The 22,873-nt window shown below is 59.7% G+C and carries 16 protein-coding genes and 4 tRNA genes; 18 read left to right on the top strand and 2 right to left on the bottom strand.

Going from position 1 to position 22,873, the window contains the following annotated elements; all coding sequences use genetic code 11:
• The first annotated feature begins 337 nt into the window (after window positions 1–337).
• The 11 genes from uvrB to KVG95_RS21995 all read left to right on the top strand — a co-directional run bounded on the left by uvrB (window position 338) and on the right by KVG95_RS21995 (window position 8,597).
• Window positions 338–2,353 (top strand): excinuclease ABC subunit UvrB, encoded by a 2,016-nt coding sequence (gene uvrB, locus KVG95_RS22045; protein WP_217857945.1) that lies wholly within the window; start codon window positions 338–340, stop codon window positions 2,351–2,353.
• 279 nt (window positions 2,354–2,632) lie between these two features.
• Window positions 2,633–4,114: a glutamate--tRNA ligase gene (gene gltX, locus KVG95_RS22040; RefSeq protein ID WP_217857944.1), complete on the top strand. Its 1,482-nt coding sequence runs from the start codon at window positions 2,633–2,635 to the stop codon at window positions 4,112–4,114.
• A gap of 190 nt (window positions 4,115–4,304) precedes the next feature.
• Window positions 4,305–4,380 (top strand) — tRNA-Ala (locus KVG95_RS22035).
• Window positions 4,381–4,459: 79 nt separating this feature from the next.
• Window positions 4,460–4,535 (top strand) — tRNA-Glu (locus KVG95_RS22030).
• A 53-nt stretch (window positions 4,536–4,588) separates the two neighbouring features.
• Window positions 4,589–4,664 (top strand) — tRNA-Ala (locus KVG95_RS22025).
• An 80-nt stretch (window positions 4,665–4,744) separates the two neighbouring features.
• Window positions 4,745–4,820: transfer RNA gene (locus KVG95_RS22020), tRNA-Glu, on the top strand.
• A 182-nt stretch (window positions 4,821–5,002) separates the two neighbouring features.
• Window positions 5,003–5,542: a TetR/AcrR family transcriptional regulator gene (locus KVG95_RS22015; protein ID WP_217857943.1), complete on the top strand. Its 540-nt coding sequence runs from the start codon at window positions 5,003–5,005 to the stop codon at window positions 5,540–5,542.
• A gap of 30 nt (window positions 5,543–5,572) precedes the next feature.
• Window positions 5,573–6,406, top strand: coding sequence for an alpha/beta fold hydrolase (locus tag KVG95_RS22010; protein WP_217857942.1), 834 nt, complete (start codon window positions 5,573–5,575; stop codon window positions 6,404–6,406).
• A gap of 47 nt (window positions 6,407–6,453) precedes the next feature.
• Window positions 6,454–6,903, top strand: coding sequence for an acyl-CoA thioesterase (locus KVG95_RS22005; RefSeq protein ID WP_030132386.1), 450 nt, complete (start codon window positions 6,454–6,456; stop codon window positions 6,901–6,903).
• A 167-nt stretch (window positions 6,904–7,070) separates the two neighbouring features.
• Entirely contained in the window at window positions 7,071–8,054 is a 984-nt protein-coding gene (locus KVG95_RS22000; protein ID WP_217857941.1) for a tRNA dihydrouridine synthase, read from the top strand.
• 96 nt (window positions 8,055–8,150) lie between these two features.
• The gene (locus KVG95_RS21995) at window positions 8,151–8,597 is read left to right on the top strand and encodes an Hsp20 family protein (RefSeq protein ID WP_038980071.1); all 447 of its coding nucleotides are present in this window, start codon (window positions 8,151–8,153) and stop codon (window positions 8,595–8,597) included.
• A gap of 57 nt (window positions 8,598–8,654) precedes the next feature.
• Here KVG95_RS21995 and KVG95_RS21990 read toward each other — a convergent pair whose 3' ends face one another.
• Both KVG95_RS21990 and KVG95_RS21985 read right to left on the bottom strand, forming a co-directional pair.
• A complete protein-coding gene (locus KVG95_RS21990; protein ID WP_217857940.1) occupies window positions 8,655–11,933 on the bottom strand; it encodes a PAS domain S-box protein in 3,279 nt (1,092 codons plus the stop codon).
• A gap of 84 nt (window positions 11,934–12,017) precedes the next feature.
• Window positions 12,018–12,908 (bottom strand): LysR family transcriptional regulator, encoded by an 891-nt coding sequence (locus tag KVG95_RS21985; RefSeq protein WP_007905966.1) that lies wholly within the window; start codon window positions 12,906–12,908, stop codon window positions 12,018–12,020.
• A gap of 159 nt (window positions 12,909–13,067) precedes the next feature.
• Between KVG95_RS21985 and leuC the strand changes: the two genes are divergently transcribed.
• The 7 genes from leuC (at window position 13,068) to KVG95_RS21950 (ending at window position 22,540) form a co-directional block, all read left to right on the top strand.
• Window positions 13,068–14,486 carry a 3-isopropylmalate dehydratase large subunit gene (gene leuC, locus KVG95_RS21980; protein WP_217857939.1) on the top strand — a complete coding sequence of 473 codons (1,419 nt, stop codon included), beginning with the start codon at window positions 13,068–13,070 and terminating at the stop codon, window positions 14,484–14,486.
• Between the two features lie 11 nt (window positions 14,487–14,497).
• Window positions 14,498–15,142 (top strand): 3-isopropylmalate dehydratase small subunit, encoded by a 645-nt coding sequence (leuD, locus tag KVG95_RS21975; RefSeq protein WP_052965521.1) that lies wholly within the window; start codon window positions 14,498–14,500, stop codon window positions 15,140–15,142.
• Between the two features lie 137 nt (window positions 15,143–15,279).
• Entirely contained in the window at window positions 15,280–16,047 is a 768-nt protein-coding gene (locus tag KVG95_RS21970; protein WP_217857938.1) for a class I SAM-dependent methyltransferase, read from the top strand.
• Between the two features lie 59 nt (window positions 16,048–16,106).
• Window positions 16,107–17,189 carry a 3-isopropylmalate dehydrogenase gene (gene leuB / locus KVG95_RS21965; RefSeq protein ID WP_217857937.1) on the top strand — a complete coding sequence of 361 codons (1,083 nt, stop codon included), beginning with the start codon at window positions 16,107–16,109 and terminating at the stop codon, window positions 17,187–17,189.
• Window positions 17,190–17,256: 67 nt separating this feature from the next.
• Window positions 17,257–18,369, top strand: coding sequence for an aspartate-semialdehyde dehydrogenase (gene asd / locus KVG95_RS21960; RefSeq protein ID WP_047531244.1), 1,113 nt, complete (start codon window positions 17,257–17,259; stop codon window positions 18,367–18,369).
• 279 nt (window positions 18,370–18,648) lie between these two features.
• Window positions 18,649–19,659 (top strand): aspartate-semialdehyde dehydrogenase, encoded by a 1,011-nt coding sequence (locus KVG95_RS21955; protein ID WP_217857936.1) that lies wholly within the window; start codon window positions 18,649–18,651, stop codon window positions 19,657–19,659.
• Between the two features lie 208 nt (window positions 19,660–19,867).
• Window positions 19,868–22,540 (top strand): FimV/HubP family polar landmark protein, encoded by a 2,673-nt coding sequence (locus KVG95_RS21950; RefSeq protein ID WP_217857935.1) that lies wholly within the window; start codon window positions 19,868–19,870, stop codon window positions 22,538–22,540.
• Window positions 22,541–22,873: the final 333 nt, after the last annotated feature.

Here is a 22,873-nt window from a genome sequence, read left to right as displayed (position 1 = left end):
TATTGCGGCGGCTCTGAATGGAGTGTGGAGGGACGTGTCGCGCTCCAGCCGAATGCACTAGAGCGGTGCACAAACGGGGAGCTAGTATAGAGGCCATCAACGATTGATGGCGACAGGCGATTCGGCTTTTACGGTAAGTTTTTCCAATTATTTTTCGATCGTTGATCGAGTGATGTCGTCAAAGGATTTGTCCGATGTAGGACGTTTGCCTTGAAAGCGATGGTAATCGGCTCCACATTGAGCACAATCCAGTTTTTTCCTCGGGCGACATCGGTCGTTTGCGGTCTTTTTCGTTGCTGTCCGGTTTGACCGGACAGGCACGAATCCAGAGGTATGTATGTCTGAATTCCAGCTAGTCACCCGCTTCGAGCCCGCCGGCGATCAGCCGGAAGCCATCCGCCTGATGGTCGAGGGCATTGAGGCCGGGCTGGCGCACCAGACGTTGCTCGGTGTGACCGGCTCGGGCAAGACCTTCAGCATCGCCAACGTGATCGCCCAGATACAGCGCCCGACGCTGGTGCTGGCGCCCAACAAGACGCTGGCCGCGCAGTTGTATGGCGAATTCAAGGCGTTCTTCCCGAACAACGCTGTTGAATACTTCGTGTCCTATTACGACTACTACCAGCCCGAAGCCTATGTGCCGTCATCCGATACCTTCATCGAGAAGGATGCCTCGATCAACGACCACATCGAGCAGATGCGCCTGTCCGCGACCAAGGCGTTGCTGGAGCGCAAGGACGCGATCATCGTCACCACGGTGTCCTGCATCTACGGTCTGGGCAGTCCGGAAACCTATTTGAAGATGGTGTTGCACGTCGATCGCGGCGACAAGCTCGACCAGCGTGCGCTGCTGCGTCGCCTGGCCGACCTGCAATACACCCGCAACGACATGGATTTCGCCCGGGCGACCTTCCGGGTGCGCGGCGACGTGATTGATATCCACCCGGCGGAATCCGATTTCGAAGCGATCCGCATCGAGCTGTTCGATGACGAAGTGGAGAGCTTGTCCGCCTTCGACCCGCTGACCGGTGAAGTCATCCGCAAGCTGCCGCGATTCACCTTCTATCCGAAGAGCCACTACGTGACCCCGCGGGAAACCCTGCTTGAAGCTACCGAAGGGATCAAGGTCGAATTACAGGAGCGCCTGGAATACCTGCGCTCCAACAACAAACTGGTGGAAGCCCAGCGACTGGAGCAACGCACCCGTTTCGACCTGGAGATGATCCTCGAGCTTGGTTATTGCAACGGCATCGAAAACTATTCGCGCTACCTGTCGGGTCGTGAGTCCGGCCAGGCGCCACCTACTTTGTTCGACTACCTGCCGGCGGACGCCTTGCTGGTGATCGACGAATCCCACGTCAGCGTGCCGCAAGTCGGCGCCATGTATAAAGGTGACCGTTCCCGTAAAGAGACGTTGGTCGAATACGGCTTCCGTCTGCCGTCGGCGCTGGACAACCGGCCGATGCGTTTTGACGAGTTCGAAAACATCAGTCCCCAAACGATTTTTGTCTCGGCCACGCCGGGCAATTACGAGGCGGAACATGCCGGTCGAGTGGTCGAGCAATTGGTGCGACCCACTGGCCTGGTGGACCCGCAAATCGAAATCCGTCCGGCGTTGACTCAGGTCGACGACCTGCTTTCGGAAATCAGCAAGCGCGTGGCCCTGGAAGAGCGGGTGCTGGTGACCACGTTGACCAAGCGTATGTCCGAAGACTTGACCGATTACTTGGCCGACCACGGCGTGCGCGTTCGGTATTTGCACTCGGACATCGACACCGTGGAGCGGGTCGAAATTATCCGTGACTTGCGTCTCGGCGTCTTCGATGTGCTGGTGGGGATCAACCTTCTGCGTGAAGGCCTGGACATGCCGGAAGTCTCGCTGGTGGCGATTCTCGATGCCGACAAGGAAGGTTTCCTGCGTTCCGAGCGCTCGCTGATCCAGACCATCGGCCGGGCGGCGCGCAACCTCAATGGGCGGGCGATTCTGTATGCGGATCGCATCACCGGTTCCATGGAGCGGGCAATCGGCGAGACCGAGCGTCGTCGCGACAAGCAGATTGCCTTCAACCTGGCCAATGGCATCACGCCAAAGGGCGTGTTCAAGGACGTCGCCGACATCATGGAAGGCGCGGTCGTGCCGGGTTCGCGCAGCAAGAAGCGCAAGGGTATGGCCAAGGCCGCCGAGGAAAGTGCCAAGTACGAGGCCGAACTGCGCTCGCCGAGCGAGATCAGCAAACGCATTCGTCAGCTGGAAGAAAAGATGTACCAGCTCGCCCGCGACCTGGAATTCGAAGCTGCGGCACAGCTTCGGGACGAAATCGGCAAGTTGCGGGAGCGGTTGATCGCGGTTTGATCTTTGTGTTGTCTTTGAGGGCCTCTTCGCGAGCAGGCTCGCTCCCACATTTGATCGGGTTGTCCGCACAAACACGGTCTAATGTGGGAGCGAGCCTGCTCGCGATGGCGTCCGACCGGACGCCAAATCTGTTAGCCAGAGCACTTCCCCACCCTTCAGCTCGCCTCAACTTGCTAGTGCTGTAGAGGTAAATACCCCACTCACTGGAGCCGGGCGGCTATCGCCTGTTACCATTCGCCTCTTGTTTGATCTTCGCTTTTATTCTTTTCGAGACATGCCATGACCACCGTCCGCACTCGCATCGCGCCATCGCCTACCGGGGACCCCCACGTAGGTACCGCTTACATCGCTTTGTTCAACTACTGCTTTGCCAAGCAGCATGGCGGTGAGTTCATCCTGCGGATCGAAGATACCGACCAACTGCGTTCGACCCGCGAGTCCGAACAGCAGATTTACGACGCCCTGCGCTGGTTGGGTATCGACTGGAGCGAAGGCCCGGACGTCGGCGGCCCGCACGGTCCTTACCGTCAGAGCGAGCGCGGCGACATCTATCAGAAGTACTGCCAGCAATTGGTCGACATGGGGCATGCCTTCCCGTGCTTCTGCACGGCCGAAGAGCTGGACCAGATGCGCGCCGAGCAAATGGCGCGTGGCGAAACCCCGCGTTACGACGGCCGTGCGCTGTTGCTCTCCAAGGAAGAAGTCGCGCGCCGCCTGGCCGCTGGCGAGCCACACGTCATCCGCATGAAAGTGCCGACCGAAGGCGTGTGCGTTGTGCCTGACTTGCTGCGTGGCGACGTCGAGATCCCGTGGGATCGCATGGACATGCAAGTGCTGATGAAGACCGACGGCCTGCCGACGTACTTCCTGGCCAACGTGGTCGATGACCACCTGATGGGCATCACTCACGTATTGCGTGGTGAAGAGTGGCTGCCGTCGGCGCCGAAACTGATCCTCTTGTACGAATACTTCGGCTGGGAACAACCGCAGTTGTGCTACATGCCGCTGCTGCGTAACCCGGACAAGAGCAAGCTGTCCAAGCGCAAGAACCCGACCTCGGTGACCTTCTACGAGCGCATGGGCTTCATGCCGGAAGCAATGCTCAACTACCTGGGCCGCATGGGCTGGTCGATGCCGGACGAGCGCGAGAAGTTCTCGCTGCAGGAAATGGTCGACAACTTCGACCTTAGCCGCGTCTCCCTCGGCGGGCCGATTTTCGACATCGAGAAGCTGTCGTGGCTCAACGGCCAGTGGCTGCGTGACCTGCCGGTGGAAGAGTTCGCCGCTCGTCTGCAAAAGTGGGCACTGAATCCTGAATACATGATGAAGATCGCACCGCACGTGCAGGGCCGGGTTGAAACCTTCAGCCAGGTCGCACCGCTGGCCGGCTTCTTCTTCGCCGGTGGCGTGAACCCGGACGCCAAGCTGTTCGAGTCCAAGAAGCTCTCGGGCGATCAGGTTCGTCAGTTGATGCAGTTGATTTTGTGGAAGCTGGAAAGCCTGCGTCAGTGGGAAAAGGACAGCATCACCGCGACGATTCAGGCGGTGGTCGAATCCCTGGAGTTGAAGCTGCGTGATGCCATGCCGCTGATGTTCGCCGCGATCACTGGCCAGGCCAGTTCGGTGTCGGTACTCGATGCGATGGAAATCCTCGGTCCGGACCTGACCCGTTTCCGTCTGCGCCAGGCTATCGACCTGCTGGGCGGCGTGTCGAAGAAGGAAAACAAGGAGTGGGAAAAACTGTTGGGCAATATCGCCTAAACGGCGTTTGACTCTGTAGGAGCTGCCGAAGGCTGCGATCTTTTGATCTCGATCTTCGGCGCTTCCCCTGAATTTACGGGGGGAGGGCGGTAAGTGATTGTTATGGCGACAAAAAATTTTGAAAATTGTTAAAAATAAGTTTGACAGCCTTCCGATGCGCCATTAAGATTCGCCCCGTCCTCAGCGATGAGGGGCTATAGCTCAGCTGGGAGAGCGCTTGCATGGCATGCAAGAGGTCGACGGTTCGATCCCGTCTAGCTCCACCAATTTACACTTCAAGGTCTGGCCACAGCGGCCTTGAAGCGATCAACACTCAGCGTTGATCAGTTGTATAGAAGGGTTTGCGTCCCCTTCGTCTAGTGGCCTAGGACACCGCCCTTTCACGGCGGTAACAGGGGTTCGAGTCCCCTAGGGGACGCCAGTTTTACAGAAGTGATGTTGAAAGATGTCGCTCCGCCGCGAGGCGAAAAATCCGGGGCTATAGCTCAGCTGGGAGAGCGCTTGCATGGCATGCAAGAGGTCGACGGTTCGATCCCGTCTAGCTCCACCAATTTTACAGTTCAAGGTCTGGCCACACCGGCCTTGAATCGATCAGCTCTCAGCACTGATCAGTTGTATAGAAGGGTTTGTGTCCCCTTCGTCTAGTGGCCTAGGACACCGCCCTTTCACGGCGGTAACAGGGGTTCGAGTCCCCTAGGGGACGCCACGATTACCCGCTCTGCGGGATTTTTAAGGGTCATTCAATTATTGAATGGCCCTTTTGTTTGTCTGGCGTTTGGCCAACTCTCCTTTTTCCTCAAAAATGTTCTTCAGACCAGCGGTCGCATCCACGACTTGCGAAAAATTATTATGAGAATAATATTCTAGTCGTAATATTCGGAGGCAACGATGAACGATAAAAAAGCTCAAACCCGCGAACGCATCCTCAAGGCTGCCAGTGCAGCGCTGATCCAGCGCGGCCCGGCCGAGCCGAGCGTGGGCGAAGTGATGGGCGCGGCAGGCCTGACGGTCGGTGGCTTCTATGCGCACTTCGAAAGCAAAGACGCATTGATGCTGGAAGCGTTCAAGCAGCTGCTCAGCCATCGTCGTGGCTTGATCGCCGACATGGACGCCGAGTTGACCGGCGAAGAGCGTCGCGCGTTGGTCGCAGCGTTCTACCTGTCGCGCAAACACCGTGATTCCACCGAGCAGGCCTGTCCGATTCCGGCTTCGGTCGGCGAGCTGGGCCGTCTGCCGGACGAGTTTCGTGTGGTGTTGAATGAACATATTGAATTGATGGTCGCGCAGTTGGCGGCCAGCCCGGAAGAAACCGACAAAGCCTTGGCCGATATGGCCTTGATGGTCGGTGGTTTGGCTCTGGCGCGGGCGCTGGGGCCAGGAGAGTTGTCCGATCGATTGCTGCGCGCCGCCAAGTCGGCGGTGCTATGAGCTAACGGCGTCAGCCTGAGGAGATGAGCGATGAACACGTTGAGCTGGGTTCGTGGCGTTAATGGCACCTTGGGCTGGTTCGCGCCGAAGCTGGTGGCGAGCAAGATGCGCCTGGCATTCATGACCCCGCGGGAATTGCCTCCGCGTGATTGGGAGTTGCCACTGCTGGCAAAATCCGAGCGGATCACCTTGCGCTTCGGCCTCTCGGCGTTGCGCTGGGGGCAGGGGCCGGCGGTGTTGTTGATGCACGGCTGGGAAGGCCGGCCGACACAGTTCGCCGCGCTGATCACCGCGCTGGTCGATGCCGGTTACACCGTGGTTGCCCTGGACGGCCCGGCTCACGGTCGCTCGCCTGGCAACGAGGCCAATGTGGTGTTGTTCGCTCGGGCGATGCTCGAAGCGGCCGCTGAGTTGCCACCGCTGCAAGCGGTCATCGGCCACTCCATGGGCGGCGCCAGTGCCATGCTCGCGGTCCAGTTGGGCTTGCGCACCGAAACCCTGGTCTCGATCGCTGCTCCAGCGCGAATTATCGGGGTGCTGCGCGGTTTCGCCCGTTATGTGCGCCTGCCGCCCAAGGCGCGTTCGGCGTTTATTCGCCAGGTCGAGAAAGACGTCGGCATGCGCGCCGCTGCGTTGGATGTTGCGCATTATCAGCTCGACATGCCGGGACTGATCGTCCATGCCGAGGACGACAACTTTGTTCCAGTCAAGGAATCCCAATTGATCCACGAAGCCTGGTTCGACAGTCGCCTGTTGCGCCTGGAAGAGGGTGGGCATCAGCGGGTGCTAGCCGATCCGCGGGTGATCGACGGCGTTCTCTCGCTGCTGACCGGTCGCAGCCTGCAATCGCGCCAATCGGCCTAAGCATCCGTTACACTGCCCCGGTCGAATAATCTGACCGGGAGTGGGGCATGGGCTGGGATCGGGCAACGCCGTTTATCATTGATCTGGAAGTGGGCGCCGAGGACATTGACGGGTTGGGCCACGCGAACAACGCGGTGTACGTGACCTGGCTCGAGCGCTGCGCCTGGCGTCACTCGCAACGGCTGGGCCTGGACCTGGTCGAGTACCGACGGCTGGATCGGGCGATGGCGGTGGTACGGCACGAGATCGATTACCTGGCCGCAGCCTATGAGGGCGACGAGTTGCAGTTGGCGACCTGGATCGTCGATTGGGATCAGCGTCTGAAAATGACCCGACACTTTCAGCTGAAACGCCCCAGCGACAACACCACGTTGCTGCGGGCGCAGACCACTTTCGTGTGCATCGAACTGTCGACCGGCAAGCCCAAGCGCATGCCGGCGGAATTTATCGAGGGCTACGGCCCCGCGTTGCAGGAGTTGGATTCAGCGAAAATCTAATGTGGGAGCGGGCTTGCTCGCGAAAGCGGACTGACAGGCAGCACAATTGTTGAATGTTAAACCGCTTTCGCGAGCAAGCCCGCTCCCACAAGGAGATCTGCGATGTTCTGCAGACTCCTCGCGCAATCCAGTAAACTGCCGCACGTTTTTCGTTGAGTGTGTTTTTCATGCAAATTGCTTTGGCGCCCATGGAGGGGTTGGTCGACAACATCCTGCGGGACGTGCTGACCCGTGTGGGCGGTATTGATTGGTGTGTGACCGAATTCATTCGGATCAACGATCAACTGCTCACGCCTGCCTATTACCACAAGTTCGGCCCGGAACTGCTGACTGGCGCCCGAACCGCGTCCGGTGTGCCGCTGCGGGTGCAACTGCTGGGCTCGGATCCGGTGTGCCTGGCGGAAAACGCCGCACTGGCCTGCGAGTTGGGTTCCGAAGTCATCGACCTGAACTTCGGCTGCCCGGCCAAGACCGTCAACAAATCCCGTGGCGGCGCGGTGCTGCTCAAAGAGCCTGAACTGCTCAACCAAATCGTCGAACACGTCCGTCGTGCCGTACCCGCGCACATTCCGGTAACCGCCAAGATGCGCCTCGGTTTTGACAGCCCGGACGGTGCGCTGGTCTGCGCTACGGCCCTGGCCGAAGGCGGCGCGGCGCACATCGTGGTTCATGCGCGGACCAAGACCGATGGCTACAAGCCGCCAGCTCACTGGGAATGGATCCCTCGGGTGCAGGACGTGGTCAAGGTGCCAGTGTTTGCCAACGGCGACATCTGGAGCGTCGAGGACTGGCGTCGTTGCCGCGAGATCAGCGGCGTCGAAGACATCATGCTCGGTCGTGGTCTGGTATCGCGCCCGGATCTGGCCCGGCAGATCGCCGCCGCCCGCGCCGGTGAAGACGTCGTCGAGATGACTTGGGCCGAGCTGCTGCCGCTGATTCAGGACTTCTGGTTGCAAGCCAAAGCGCAGATGACACCGCGTCAATCGCCGGGTCGCTTGAAGCAGTGGCTGGCGATGCTGACCCGCAATTATCCCGAAGCGGTAGAGCTGTTCACCGTTCTGCGTCGTGAGACCGAGCTGGATAATGTCTCGCGTTTACTGGGTCTGCAGGTCTCTGAAGCGGCCTGGAAAAATCTTAAAATAATCTCTTGAAAAGTAATCAGCGGTCCTTATCTAAGGATTACGCGATGCCGAATTCGGGTCGCGGAGACAAAAAAACTTGCTGATTATGTTCAGGAGATTTGAATCATGAGTACTGCATTTTCCCTGGCCCCACTGTTCCGTTCCTCGGTAGGTTTCGACCGTTTCAACGACCTGTTCGAAACCGCCCTGCGCAATGAGCCAGGCAGCACCTATCCACCCTACAACGTTGAAAAATATGGTGATGATCAATACCGTATTGTCGTAGCGGCCGCCGGTTTCCAGGAAGAAGACCTGGACCTGCAAGTGGAGAAAGGTGTGCTGACCATCAGTGGCGGCAAGCGTGACGCGGACGAAAACGTCACTTACCTGTACCAAGGCATCGCTCAGCGCGCCTTCAAACTGTCGTTCCGTCTGGCGGACCATATTGAAATCAAGGCCGCCGAACTGCGCAACGGTTTGTTGAGTATCGATTTGCTGCGCGTGATTCCGGAAGAAGCGAAAGCCAAACGCATCCCGATCAACGGGACGGAAAAACCGGCTCTGCAGCACTGAGCCAAGTAACAAAAAGGGCGCCATCCACTGGCGCCCTTTTTTGTGCCCGTGTCCCACTCATTTGAGCAGTTTCTGAAACTCCTCCACCCGCAGCGGCCGGCTGTGCAAATAGCCCTGATACAAATGGCAGCCCAGCCCCTGCAAAAACGCCAGTTGTTCCAGGTTTTCCACCCCTTCGGCGATGACTTCCAACTCGAGGCTGCGGGCCATGGCGACGATGGCGCGAATGATTTCGGCATCGTTGGGATCGGTGGTGGCATCGCGGATGAACGACTGGTCGATTTTCAGGGTGTCTACCGGCAGGCGCTTGAGATAGGTCAGTGAGGAATAGCCGGTACCGAAATCGTCCATGGCAAAGCTCACGCCGAGTTTTTTCAGGCGCCGCATTTTGCTGATGGTGTCGTCCAGGTTCTGGATGACGATGCCTTCGGTGATTTCCAGTTTCAGCAGAGAGCAGGGCAGGCCATGGCTGCCAAGGCTGTGTTCGATGCGTTCGACGAAATCGTTTTGACGGAATTGCCGGGGGCTGATGTTCACGCACAGGCTGAAATCGAGCGGGTCGATCAGGCCTTTGGCGATCAGGTGTTTGAAGGCCGCGCAGGCTTCGTCGAGGATCCACGTGCCAACCTCCAGAATCAGCCCGCTGTCTTCCAGTACCTTGATGAACTCGGTGGGCGATTGCGCACCCAGTTGCGGATGGTGCCAGCGTACCAGGGCTTCGGCGCCGGTAATGCGATTGTTGCGGGCATCCACTTGCGGTTGGTATTGCACGCTGAACTCACCCCGGGAAAGGGCCAGACGCAGGTCGGTTTCCATGCGCAGGCGTTCGCTGGCGGCCTTCTGCATGGTGTTGTGATACATCTGCGTGGTGTTGCGGCCCGAATCCTTGGCGCGGTAAAGGGCGATATCGGCGCGTTTGAGCAGGTCGGTCGGGGTCGAGCCATGGTCGGGGATCAGCGCGATACCAATGCTCGGCGTCACTTGCAGGCGCTGTCCGTCGAGAAACATCGGTTCGGATAGCAGTTCGCGCAACGTGTCCGCCAACTCCCGGACCTGAGCGCTGACCTCGCTGCGCGAACCTTCCAGGCCGCTGAGCAACACCACGAATTCGTCACCGCCCAGACGCGCGACGGTGTCCTCCATGCGCACGCTGGCTTCAAGGCGCGCGGTGATGATCTTCAGTACCGTATCGCCCACCGGGTGACCAAGGGAGTCGTTGATATGCTTGAAGTGGTCGAGATCGAGGAACATCAGCGCGCCGCGCAGGTTGTGGCGTTTGAGCAGGGCGATCTGCTGGCTTAGTCGATCCATCAACAGTGCGCGGTTGGGCAGGTTGGTCAGCGGGTCGTGGTAGGCCAGGTGACGGATCTGCGCTTCGGCATTTTTCAGCAGGCTGACGTCCCGCGCGGTCAGCAGCAGGCAGGCGGTTTCGTTGAGGGTGATCGGCTCCACCGAAACTTCAACGGTCAGCAACTCACCGCGTTTGTTGCGCCCGAGCATCTCCTGATGGTGAACCCGGCCCTTGATCTGTAGTTCTGCCAACAACGCCGAGCGTTGTTTTTCTTCGGCCCAAATACCGACTTGATACACCGTGCGGCCGATCACTTCATCAGCGCGGTAGCCAGTCAGTCGACAGAAACCATCGTTAACCTCCAGATAGCGTCCGGTGTCGCGCTCGGTAATGGTGATGGCGTCGGGGCTTGAGTGGAAGGCCTTGGCGAACTTCTCCTCGCTGGCCTTGAGCGCCGCTTCCGAGCGTTGCTGCTGGGTGATGTCGCGCAGGGTGGTGACGATGCACGGTTGGTCGCCGACGCTGATCTGCCGGCTCGATATCACACAGGTCAGGGACTGCCCGTCCTTGTGCTGGACGACAATCGCCACATTGTTCAGGCCCTGTTCGCGGATGACCCGCTCGATCCTTTGCAGGCTTTTCGCCGAAGCGTCCCACAGGCCGATTTCGTCGGCGCTGCGGCCAATCACGTCGACGGTGCTCCAGCCGAACGTCTGGGTGAAACTGGAGTTGATCTCGATGAAATGGCCGGTGTCCTGGCGCGTGACGCAGATCGGGTCCGGGCTGACCTGGAACAAGGTGGCGAATTTCTCTTCCGACGCCACCAGTTGCTGTTCGCGCTCCACCTGATCTGTGATGTCCAGCAGTGTGCCGGCCATGCGAAACGGGGTGCCGTGATCGTCTCGATAAAGTCTGGCGCGGCTTTCCAGGTAGCGCGAACTGCCGTCCTGCAGTTGCACCCGGTACGTCAGTTGATAATTGCCGGCCGGGCCTTCGCGCAAGCTGCGGTAAGCGTTGCGCATGGTGTCGCGCTCTTCGCCGGGCACGCCTTCGAAAAATGCATCGAAGGATTCATGGAAGGGTTTGGGCTCTAGCCCATGCAGCTGGGCGGCCCGCGCCGAGCCGTAAAGCATGCCACTGGGAATGTGCCAGTCCCAAGTGCCGAGTTGCGCCGAATCCAGGGCCAGGTCGAGGCGTTCCTGGCTGTCTTTGAGGGCGTGCTCGGCGATTTTACGTTCGGTGGTGTCAAGGAACGTGCTCAGCAGATAAGGCTGACCTTCGAGTTCGACCTTTTGCGCGCTGAGGATGCCGTCGTGAACCTGTCCATTGCTGGCGCGAAACTGCACCTCCATGTTGATCAGCTCGCCTTTGGCCTTGGTGGCCTTGACCAGTTGCACCCGTTGCTCCGGGTTGACCCATAGGCCCAGTTCCAGCGTGGTTCGACCGATAGCGTCTTGCACCGGCCAGCCGAACAGACTTTCGAAATACTGGTTGGCTTCGCTGATCAGGCCGTCTTCCTGGCGGGTCAGCAGGACCATGTTCGGGCACAGGTGAAACAGCGTGGCGAAGCGTTTTTCCGAGCTGCTCAGCGCCTGTTCACGCTGGCGCTGATGGGTGATTTCACGAATGACCCCAATCATTCGCGGCCGACCGTTTTTGTCCGGCAGCAGGCTGCCATTGATTTCCAGCCAATGCAGGCTGCCGTCGGGCCAGCGGATGCGGTGGTGCATCGCCTGTTCCAGCGGGGCGCCGGCGATCACTGCATTGAAGGCGCGGATGGCTTTCGCCCGATCCTCCTGGGGCAGCAAGTCGAGGTATTCCAGGTCCTCGGGCAACGGTTGCCGGGGATCGAAGCCGAACAACGCCTGAGTACCCCGAGACCAACTGATCTGCCCCCGCTCAATGTCCCAATACCAGGCGCCCAGCCGAGCGCCGTTGAGGGCTGCCAGCAACTGCGGGGCGCTTTCCCAGCTCTGCTCGGACCGTTTGGGGTCAAGTGCCTGAATTCGCGGCATCGGCGGCATACGTTCAACAGATTTGGGCATGGATAACAGGCCTTGGGCTGAATTGGGCGTTAGGCACAGGGTTTTGGGGCTCTATAGGCGTAGCACAAAAAGAAGAAGCACAGCTTAGCCGCGAGTCCCTGGCTGATCGATTTGTGCATCCAGCAGAGCCATGAAGGCCCGTGCCGCGTTCGACAGCGTCCGTTCGGTGTGCAGGATATAGCCTAGCTGGCGAGTGAGCTGTATGCCCGGCAAAGGTATGCGCGCCACTTGATCGTCCAGCATGGTGCGTGGCAATACGCTCCAGGCCAGGCCGATCGAGACCATCATTTTTATGGTTTCCAGGTAATTCGTACTCATGGCGATGTTCGGCGTCAGGCCCTGGGCCTCGAACAAGCGCTGTACGATGTGGTGGGTAAAGGTGTTGCCGCCGGGGAAAACCGCGGGGTGCAGGGCAATATCCGCCAGGCTGACCGGACCGTTAGCGATCAGCGAATGCTCCGGGGCGACCACGAAATCCAGTGGGTCGTCCCACACGGGCGTGGCCTTGACCAGGGCGTGAGGCTCCGGTGCAAGAGTGATTACCGCCAGTTCGGCGCGGCCATGGAGGATTTCTTCGTAAGCCACTTCCGAATCGAGGAACTGAATATCCAGCGCCACTTGTGGGTAACGTCGAGTGAACTCCCTTAATAAGGGCGGCAAACGGTGCAGGCCTATGTGATGACTGGTGGCCAATGTCAGACGACCGGAGACTTCGCCGGTCAGGTTGGTCAGGGCGCGGCGGGTGTCATCCAGCACATTGAGGATCTGATAGGCCCGTGGCAGCAGGGCGCGACCGGCTTCGGTCAAGCTGACTTCCCGGCCCAGTCGATCGAACAGCCGCACCTTCAATTGCTGCTCCAGGCCGGCAATGCGCTTGCTGATGGCGGGTTGCGTCAGGTGCAGCCGTTCGCCGGCGCCGGAGAAGCTTCCTGTCTCGGCAATCGCGATAAAAGCATTGAGGTTGGCGAGGTCCATGATGATGTCTCAGTTGTATTCCAGATGGTTATGCAAAGCATGAAAAATATGAATTTGAGTTATTTAATGTAACCCCCTAGGATCGACCTCACAAGCCAAGGGGTTATTGAAATTTTCAAGATCCGGGGCATAGAAACAAGCTGATGAGGAAACCGTCTGATGGCCGGCAAAACGCTCTACGACAAGCTCTGGGATTCGCATTTGGTCAAGCAGCGCGACGATGGCTCGGCGCTGATCTATATCGATCGTCACATCATCCACGAAGTGACCTCGCCGCAAGCCTTCGAAGGCCTGCGTCTGGCCGGGCGCAAGCCTTGGCGCATCGATGCCAACATCGCGACCCCCGACCACAACGTTCCGACGACTCCGGAGCGCAAGGGCGGCATTGAAGCGATTGTCGACCAGGTCTCGCGTTTGCAGGTTCAGACCCTCGACGATAACTGTGACGAATACGGCATCGTCGAATTCAAGATGAATGATGTCCGCCAAGGCATCGTTCACGTCATCGGCCCGGAGCAGGGCGCCACCTTGCCGGGCATGACCGTGGTTTGCGGCGACTCCCATACCTCGACCCACGGCGCGTTCGGTGCCCTGGCTCACGGTATCGGCACTTCCGAGGTCGAGCACGTGCTCGCCACTCAGTGCCTGGTCGCGAAAAAGATGAAGAACATGCTGGTATCGGTCGAAGGCCAATTGCCGTTCGGCGTGACCGCCAAGGACATCGTCCTTGCGGTGATCGGCAAGATCGGCACCGCCGGCGGTAACGGCCATGCCATCGAGTTCGCCGGTAGCGCGATTCGCGACTTGTCCGTTGAAGGCCGCATGACTATTTGCAACATGGCGATCGAGGCTGGCGCTCGCGTAGGCCTGGTGGCCGCCGACGAAAAAACCGTGGCTTACGTCAAGGGCCGTCCATTTGCTCCGAAAGGCGCGGAATGGGATTTGGCTGTCGAAGCCTGGAAAGACCTGGTTTCCGATGCGGATGCCAAGTTCGACACCATCGTCGAGCTCGATGCCACTCAGATCAAACCGCAAGTCAGCTGGGGTACCTCGCCCGAGATGGTCTTGGCTGTCGATCAGAACGTTCCCGATCCTGCGAAGGAAATGGACTTGGTCAAGCGCGACTCCATCGTCCGTGCCCTGAAATACATGGGGTTGACCGCCAATCAGGCGATCACCGACATCCAGCTGGACCGCGTGTTCATTGGCTCCTGCACCAACTCACGGATCGAAGACCTGCGCGCCGCTGCCGTGATTGCCAAGGGCCGCAAGGTGGCTTCGACCATCAAGCAGGCCATCGTGGTGCCGGGGTCGGGGCTGGTGAAGGCTCAGGCCGAATCCGAAGGTCTGGACAAGATTTTCCTCGAAGCCGGTTTTGAATGGCGCGAGCCGGGTTGCTCGATGTGCCTGGCGATGAACCCGGACCGTTTGGAGTCGGGCGAGCATTGCGCGTCGACCTCCAACCGTAACTTCGAAGGCCGTCAGGGCGCCGGTGGCCGTACGCACCTCGTCAGCCCGGCCATGGCCGCCGCCGCCGCGGTAAACGGCCGTTTCGTCGACGTCCGTGAATTGATCTAAAGGAGCGCAGCATGAAAGCTTTCACTCAGCACACTGGTCTTGTCGCGCCTTTGGATCGTGCCAACGTCGATACCGACCAGATCATTCCGAAGCAGTTCTTGAAGTCGATCAAGCGCACCGGTTTCGGTCCGAACCTGTTCGATGAATGGCGTTACCTGGATGTCGGGCAGCCGTATCAGGACAACTCCAAGCGCCCGTTGAACAAGGACTTCGTCCTCAACGCCGAACGTTATCAGGGCGCCAGCGTGTTGCTGGCCCGGGAGAACTTCGGTTGCGGCTCCAGCCGCGAACACGCACCGTGGGCGCTGGAAGAGTACGGTTTCCGCACCATCATTGCGCCGAGCTATGCCGACATCTTCTTCAACAACAGCTTCAAGAACGGCTTGCTGCCGATCATCCTGAGCGACGCTGAAGTCGATGAGCTGTTCCAGCAGGTTGAGGCGACTCCGGGCTATCAGTTGCAGGTTGATCTGCAAGCCCAGACCGTGACCCGTCCGGATGGCAAAGTGTTGAATTTCGAAATCGATGCCTTCCGCAAACACTGCCTGCTCAATGGTCTGGACGATATCGGCCTGACCTTGCAGGACCACGAGGCGATTGCCACGTTTGAAGCCAAGCATCGTGCGAGCCAGCCGTGGTTGTTTCGCGACGCGTGATTGATCCGAAATTGATGTAGGTAGGGCCGGCCTCTTCGCGAGCAAGCCCGCTCCCACATTGGAATGCATTTCAAATGTGGGAGCGGGCTTGCTCGCGAAGGCGGCAGATCAGACAACACAAATATCAGGACATAACTATGACCAGCACCGCCCAGCACAGTCAGGTAGTACAAAAGCAATTCGGTGAACAGGCCTCGGCCTACCTGAGCAGCGCCGTACACGCTCAAGGCACTGAATTCGCGCTGCTACAGGCTGAACTGGTGGGGCAGGGCGATGCCCGCGTGCTCGACCTCGGTTGCGGCGCCGGTCATGTGAGTTTTCACGTGGCTTCGCTGGTCAAGGAAGTGGTGGCTTACGATTTGTCTCAGCAGATGCTCGACGTGGTGGCCACTGCTGCCGTCGATCGCGGCTTGAACAACGTGTCCACGGTACTGGGTGCCGCCGAGCGCTTGCCGTTCGCTGACGGCGAGTTCGATTTCGTCTTCAGCCGTTATTCGGCGCACCATTGGAGCGACCTCGGGCTGGCCCTGCGGGAAGTTCGTCGGGTACTGAAGCCGGGCGGGGTGGCGGCGTTCATCGATGTGTTGTCGCCGGGCAGCCCGTTGTTCGACACTTACCTGCAAAGCGTCGAAGTGCTGCGCGACACCAGCCATGTGCGCGATTATTCTGCCGGTGAGTGGTTGCGTCAGGTCAGCGAAGCGGGGTTGCATACCCGCAGCACCACGCGCCAACGGCTGCGTCTGGAATACACCTCCTGGGTTGAGCGCATGCGTACGCCGCAAGTGATGCGCGCGGCGATCCGCGAGCTGCAGCAATCGATGGGCAATGAAGTTCGCGAATATTTTGAGATTGAGCCCGATGGTTCGTTCAGTACCGATGTGCTGGTGCTGATGGCTGAACGATAAGCGCCAAGACTTTTTCCGGGTACGCCCACGGGCGTGCCGACTGATGACATGAGGAAAGCATGAGCAAGCAGATTCTGATTCTCCCGGGTGACGGTATTGGCCCGGAAATCATGGCCGAAGCGGTCAAGGTGCTGGAGCTGGCGAACGACAAGTACAGCCTGGGCTTCGAACTGAGTCATGACGTGATCGGTGGCGCCGCCATCGACAAGCACGGCGTGCCGCTGGCCGACGAAACCCTGGCCCGTGCCCGTGCTGCCGATGCGGTATTGCTGGGCGCCGTGGGCGGCCCGAAATGGGACACCATCGAACGTGATATCCGCCCTGAGCGCGGTCTGCTGAAAATCCGTGCGCAACTGGGCCTTTTCGGCAACCTGCGTCCGGCGATCCTGTACCCGCAACTGGCCGAAGCTTCCAGCCTGAAGGCAGAAATCGTGGCTGGCCTGGACATCCTGATCGTCCGTGAACTGACCGGCGGCATTTACTTCGGCGCGCCACGCGGTGTGCGTGAACTGGAAAACGGCGAGCGTCAGGCCTACGACACCCTGCCGTACAGCGAAACCGAAATCCGCCGTATCGCCCGTGTCGGTTTCGACATGGCCCGCGTACGCGGCAAGAAGCTGTGCTCGGTGGACAAGGCCAACGTGCTGGCGTCCAGCCAACTGTGGCGCGAAATCGTCGAGCAAGTGGCCAAAGACTACCCGGAAGTCGAACTGAGCCACATGTACGTTGACAACGCTGCCATGCAACTGGTGCGTGCACCCAAGCAATTCGACGTGATCGTCACCGACAACCTGTTCGGCGACATTCTTTCCGACGAAGCGTCGATGCTCACCGGTTCGATCGGCATGCTGCCGTCGGCGTCGCTGGATGCCAACAACAAAGGCATGTACGAGCCGTGCCATGGTTCGGCGCCGGACATCGCTGGCAAGGGCATTGCCAACCCGTTGGCGACCATTCTGTCGGTGTCGATGATGCTGCGTTACAGCTTCAATCTGCAGGACGCGGCCGATGCCATCGAGAAGGCCGTGAGCCTGGTATTGGATCAGGGCCTGCGCACGGGCGACATCTGGTCGGCCGGTTGCACCAAGGTTGGTACGCAGGAAATGGGCGATGCAGTAGTCGCCGCGCTGCGGAATCTGTAATCTCTTTGGCCCGCTGCAACTTTCAACCATGAAAGCAGCGGCCCACTTTTAAGAAGGTGTAGTTGCGATGAAACGTGTAGGTCTGATCGGTTGGCGCGGTATGGTCGGTTCCGTGCTCATGCAGCGGATGCTGGAAGAGCAGGATTTCGATCTTATTGAGCCGGTGTTTTTCACCACTTCCAATGTCGGTGGCCAAGGCCCGTCCGTGGGCAAGGACATTGCTCCGCTCAAGGACGCTTACAGCATTGAAGAGCTGAAAACCCTCGACGTGATTCTGACCTGCCAGGGTGGCGACTACACCAGCGAAGTCTTCCCGAAACTGCGCGAAGCCGGCTGGCAGGGTTACTGGATCGACGCCGCTTCCAGCCTGCGCATGCAGGATGACGCGGTGATCGTGCTGGACCCGGTGAACCGTAAGGTCATCGATCAGCAACTCGATGCGGGCACCAAGAACTACATCGGCGGCAACTGCACCGTCAGCCTGATGCTGATGGGCCTGGGTGGCCTGTTCGAGGCCGGTCTGGTCGAGTGGATGAGCGCCATGACCTATCAGGCAGCCTCCGGTGCCGGCGCGCAGAACATGCGTGAGCTGATCAAGCAAATGGGCGCGACCCACGCCGCTGTCGCCGATCAACTGGCCGACCCGGCCAGTGCCATCCTCGACATCGATCGCCGTGTTGCCGAAGCCATGCGCAGCGACGCGTACCCGACCGAAAACTTCGGTGTACCGCTGGCCGGCAGCCTGATCCCGTGGATCGACAAGGAACTGCCGAACGGTCAGAGCCGCGAAGAGTGGAAGGCCCAGGCCGAGACCAACAAGATCCTCGGTCGCTTCAAGAGCCCGATCCCGGTGGACGGTATCTGCGTGCGCATCGGCGCCATGCGTTGCCACAGCCAGGCGCTGACCATCAAGCTGAACAAAGACGTGCCGATCGCCGACATCGAAGGGCTGATCAGTCAGCACAACCCTTGGGTCAAGCTGGTGCCGAACAACCGCGAAATCAGCATGCAGGAGCTGAGCCCTACAAAGGTTACCGGTACCCTGAACGTGCCGGTTGGCCGTCTGCGCAAGCTGAACATGGGTTCGCAGTTCGTCGGTGCCTTCACCGTCGGCGACCAACTGCTGTGGGGCGCGGCCGAACCGCTGCGTCGCATGCTGCGGATTCTGCTTGAGCGTTGATCGATTGGTGAAATGAAAGAGCCCGTGCCTTGAAAGAGGTGCGGGTTTTTTTATGCGCGACAGTCTGAGGGTACTCGGTTGTCAGCTATACCGTCATCGCGGGCAAGCCCGCTCCCACAAGGTTGGGGTCGTATGCAAAATATGGGAGCAACACAAAACCTGTGGGAGCGGGCTTGCCCGCGATGAGGCCGGAACTGGCGCCGCAGGTCTCCGCCGAATTGCCTCACTGCCAACCACCCGGTAAAGTGCCGCTCCCCCCGTTTCGCCAGAGGTAGAACCATGAGCCAGTCCTTTGATATTGCCGTGATCGGCGCCACCGGTACTGTCGGCGAAACACTCGTCCAGATTCTCGAAGAGCGGGATTTTCCGGTCGGTAACCTGCACCTGCTGGCGAGCAGTGAATCGGCCGGTCATTCGGTGCCGTTTCGCGGCAAGAACGTGCGAGTGCGGGAAGTCGATGAATTCGATTTCAGCAAAGTCCAATTGGTGTTCTTTGCCGCCGGTCCGGCGGTGACCCTCAGTTTCGCTCCGCGTGCCACGGCCGCCGGTTGCTCGCTGATCGACCTGTCCGGCGCCTTGCCGGCCGATCAGGCGCCGCAAGTGGTGCCTGAGGCCAACGCTGAAGTTCTGGCGGGCCTGAAAAAGCCCTTCCAGGTCAGCAGCCCAAGCCCTTCGGCCGCGACGCTGGCGGTGGTGCTGGCGCCATTGCTCGGTTTGCTCGACCTGCAACGCATCAGTTTGACGGCGTGTCTGGCGGTCTCTGCCCAAGGCCGCGAAGCGGTCACCGAGCTGGCCCGGCAAACCGCCGAGCTGCTCAATGTGCGTCCGCTGGAGCCAGCGTTCTTCGATCGGCAGATGGCTTTCAACCTGCTGGCGCAAGTCGGTACGCCCGATGCTCAAGGTCATACGCTGCTGGAAAAACGCCTGGTGCGCGAGCTGCGTCAAGTCATGGCGCTACCTTCATTAAAGATTTCCGTCACTTGCATTCAAGCTCCGGTGTTTTTCGGCGATAGCTTTAGCATGACCTTACAGTCGTCGAGCTCTATCGATCTGGCGAAAGTCAACGCAGCCCTGGAAGCGGCACCCGGCATCGAACTGGTCGAGGCGGGTGATTACCCGACCCCGGTAGGTGATGCGGTAGGGCAGGATGTTGTTTACGTTGGTCGGGTTCGCAGCGGGATCGACGAGCCGGCGGAACTTAATATGTGGCTGACGTCAGATAACGTACGCAAAGGGGCCGCGCTCAATGCTGTGCAGGTGGCTGAATTGTTGATAAAAGACCTGCTGTAAAAGATACTTGGCAACAATTTATCGAATGATTCCAGTCGAGCGTCATGCTTGGCCGGAATGCTTAAGGTGAGCCACCCCGCAGGGCTTCCCATTGCATGAATGAAATGATCGCGCGCGACGACCCTTCGCCGCCGCGCGCAATGCCTTACGGCAGCGGCAATCAACACCTTCTCGCTGGCCGAGGAATGTTCAAACAAAGGAAGAGGTTATGGTTCAAGTTCGCAAACTGGTGTTAGCAATAGCGGCCGCCTCGGCGCTGTCCTCCGGTATGGCGCATGCCCTCGGGCTCGGGGAATTGACCCTGAAATCGACGCTGAACCAGCCTCTGGTTGCAGAAATCGAGTTGCTCGACATCAAGGACCTCACGGCTGCCGAAGTGGTGCCGAGCCTGGCCTCGCCCGAAGATTTCGCCAAAGCCGGTGTCGATCGTCAGGCGTTTCTCAATGACCTGACGTTTACGCCGATACTTAACGCCAGCGGCAAAAGCATCCTGCGCGTCACGTCCAGCAAACCGCTCTCCGAACCGATGGTGAAGTTCCTGGTTCAGGTGATGTGGCCCAACGGTCGTCTGCTGCGCGATTACAGCGTACTGCTCGATCCGTCCAAATTCTCGCCGCAGACCGCCGATGCCGCCGCGCAACCGGCGCCAGCCGAATCGGTGACCGCGCCGGTGACCGGCGCAACCAAATCGTCGCAATACACCACCACACCGCGCGATACCCTGTGGGAAATCGCCGCGAAGACGCGTAACGGCGGTTCGATTCAGCAGACCATGCTGGCCATCCAGGCGCTGAATCCGGATGCGTTCATCGACGGCAACATCAACCGACTGAAAACCGGTCAGGTGCTGCGCCTGCCTGATCAGGTGCAGAGCACCAACCTGCCGCAACCCAAGGCCGTCGCTGAGGTCGCCGCGCAGAACACCGCGTGGCGTCAGGGTCGTCGCTACGTGGCGAAACCAGGAACCGGTCAGCAGCAACTCGACGCCACCAAACGCGCTCGGGGTGAAGGTGCTTCATCGCAAGCCGCCGCAGACAAACTGAGCCTGGTCTCTGCCGATACCGGCAAAGGTGGCAAAGGTGCCGCCGGTGATGCGAAAGCCTTGAGCGACAAACTGGCCGTCACCGAGGAAAGCCTCGACGCGGCTCGTCGTGAAAACGCTGAACAGAAAAGCCGCATGAACGATCTGCAAAGTCAGCTGGACAAGCTGCAACGCCTGATCGAACTGAAGAACAACCAGTTGGCCAAGTTGCAGGCCGAAGGTGGCGCGGATGCACCGGCTTCGAGCGCTCCGGCGATGTCGGCTGAGCTGGCGGCCAACCCTGCGGCAGCGCCTGCGGACGCGGTGCCTGCACCAGAGGCTGCTGCACCGGAAGCTGCTCCTGCGCCAGCCGTCGAGCCAGCGCCTGCGACATCCGATGATCAGAAATTCAATGAGCTGCTGACCAATCCGATCCTGTTGGGTCTGGTGGGGGGCGGTGCGGTGGTTCTGCTGCTCTTGCTGCTGTTGCTGGCCCGTCGCCGCAAAGCTCAGCAAGAGGCCGAGAAGCATCTGCGCATGGCCCGTGCCTTGGAGGAGGAACAAGAGTTCTCCGTCGACCAGGACCTGCCGGAAAGCAGCTTCGAAGGTCTGGAAGTTCCGCCGCCGAGCGTGAAACTTGCGACCGCACCAACGCCTGCGCCAGCACCGGCCCCGGTGATTGCCCCGGTTGTGGTAACGCCACCGATCGCTGCGCCACTGGTATCGCCTGCCGCCGAGCGTTCCGACGACGTACTGGCTCAGGCGCAGTCGCACATTGCAGGCGGTCGTCTGAATCAGGCCGCCGCATTGCTGGAAGACGCGATCAAGCAAGAGCCGCAACGCAGTGACCTGCGTTTAAAGCTGATGGAAGTCTACGGTCAGCAGGGCGACCGCGATGCGTTCGTCGCTCAGGAGCGTCAACTGGTGGCCAACGGCGATAACTTCGCCCGGGTTGAAGAATTGAAAAGCCGCTTCCCGGCGATGGCAGTCGCAGTTGCGGGTGGACTGGCCGCTGCGGCGATCGCCGCCGAGCTGGACGCGCAGTACGTCAAGGACCTGTTGCTGGACGAACCGCAAGCCCCGGAACCGTCATTGTCCGACTTCGACAGCGCTTTCGATCTGAGTCTGGACGATCTGGAGGCGGCTACTCCGATCGCGCCAGTTGTTGCGCCTGAGCCAGCACCAGCGCCAGAACCAGAACCAGAACCAGAACCAGAACCAGAACCAGAACCAGAACCAGAACCAGCACCGGAAGCGCTGGCTGAGCTGGACGAGTTCCCGCTGGACGACGACCTGAGTTTTGAGTCGGTGTTGCAGCAACAGACTGAAATCAAGGAAAACCTCGACGATCTGTCGGACTTCGACCTGGACATGGATCTGGGCGGCAATGCCTCGCCGGCAATCCTGGCCGAAGACGACTTCCTGCTGAGTCTGGATGAAGATCTCAAGGACTTGTCTACCGCCGAAGCGCCGACCGTGGCCGAGCCGACGCTCGACGACCTGGAGTTGCCTGCGGATTTCGACCTGTCACTGGCCGATGAAATGGACGCCGCCGCGCCGGATCAGCCTGATGCCTTCGAAAGTGAACTCAACGACGTCAATGCCGAACTGGATCGTTTGTCCCAGAGCCTCGGTGAGCCGAGCTTCACCGCCGAAGACGCTTTGGCCTCGGCGGCCGATGAACCGGACTTCGATTTCCTCTCCGGCACCGATGAAGTCGCCACCAAACTCGATCTGGCCCAGGCCTACATCGACATGGGCGACAGCGACGGCGCTCGGGACATCCTCAATGAGGTAGTGACCGAGGGCGATGCCGGTCAGAAGAGCGAAGCCAAGGAAATGCTCTCGCGTCTGGCGTGAGTCATCGGTAAGGCATAAACAAAGCGGCAGCCCATCGAGGCTGCCGTTTTTGTTTGGGTGGTGATGCGATGGCGCCTGTTGGATCGCCTTCGCGGGCAAGCCTCGCCCCTACATTTGGTCGGGCTGTTCGCATCATTTGTGTCTGCCACTAATCCCCTTGTGGGAGCGAGCCTGCTCGCGATGAGGGCATCCCGTTCAACATCAAACCCGGCATTGCACCGGTCGGGCGGGGCACGAAGATCACTCAGCTTTGGCATCCCGGTCCGGCGGCCTTATAATGCCTGCCTTTGCGTAGATCAGCAGGCTGTCACCCTTTGGCAAATATAGATAATC

This window comes from Pseudomonas farris (genome assembly GCF_019145235.1).
Taxonomy (GTDB): Bacteria; Pseudomonadota; Gammaproteobacteria; order Pseudomonadales; family Pseudomonadaceae; genus Aquipseudomonas; species Aquipseudomonas farris.
Note: the sequence above shows the minus strand (reverse complement) of the source record. Positions and strands in the feature narration are given on the sequence as shown.

Bases quoted from the DNA above. Each gene is read 5' to 3' on its own strand.
- KVG95_RS21950 (WP_217857935.1), top strand. From the start codon at position 19,868: ATGGTTCAAGTTCGCAAACTGGTGTTAGCAATAGCGGCCGCCTCGGCG.
- leuB (WP_217857937.1), top strand. From the start codon at position 16,107: ATGAGCAAGCAGATTCTGATTCTCCCGGGTGACGGTATTGGCCCGGAA.
- leuD (WP_052965521.1), top strand. From the start codon at position 14,498: ATGAAAGCTTTCACTCAGCACACTGGTCTTGTCGCGCCTTTGGATCGT.
- asd (WP_047531244.1), top strand. From the start codon at position 17,257: ATGAAACGTGTAGGTCTGATCGGTTGGCGCGGTATGGTCGGTTCCGTG.
- KVG95_RS22005 (WP_030132386.1), top strand. From the start codon at position 6,454: ATGGGCTGGGATCGGGCAACGCCGTTTATCATTGATCTGGAAGTGGGC.
- KVG95_RS21990 (WP_217857940.1), bottom strand. From the start codon at position 11,933: ATGCCCAAATCTGTTGAACGTATGCCGCCGATGCCGCGAATTCAGGCA.
- uvrB (WP_217857945.1), top strand. From the start codon at position 338: ATGTCTGAATTCCAGCTAGTCACCCGCTTCGAGCCCGCCGGCGATCAG.
- KVG95_RS21955 (WP_217857936.1), top strand. From the start codon at position 18,649: ATGAGCCAGTCCTTTGATATTGCCGTGATCGGCGCCACCGGTACTGTC.
- leuC (WP_217857939.1), top strand. From the start codon at position 13,068: ATGGCCGGCAAAACGCTCTACGACAAGCTCTGGGATTCGCATTTGGTC.
- KVG95_RS22015 (WP_217857943.1), top strand. From the start codon at position 5,003: ATGAACGATAAAAAAGCTCAAACCCGCGAACGCATCCTCAAGGCTGCC.
- KVG95_RS21985 (WP_007905966.1), bottom strand. From the start codon at position 12,908: ATGGACCTCGCCAACCTCAATGCTTTTATCGCGATTGCCGAGACAGGA.
- gltX (WP_217857944.1), top strand. From the start codon at position 2,633: ATGACCACCGTCCGCACTCGCATCGCGCCATCGCCTACCGGGGACCCC.
- KVG95_RS21970 (WP_217857938.1), top strand. From the start codon at position 15,280: ATGACCAGCACCGCCCAGCACAGTCAGGTAGTACAAAAGCAATTCGGT.
- KVG95_RS21995 (WP_038980071.1), top strand. From the start codon at position 8,151: ATGAGTACTGCATTTTCCCTGGCCCCACTGTTCCGTTCCTCGGTAGGT.
- KVG95_RS22000 (WP_217857941.1), top strand. From the start codon at position 7,071: ATGCAAATTGCTTTGGCGCCCATGGAGGGGTTGGTCGACAACATCCTG.
- KVG95_RS22010 (WP_217857942.1), top strand. From the start codon at position 5,573: ATGAACACGTTGAGCTGGGTTCGTGGCGTTAATGGCACCTTGGGCTGG.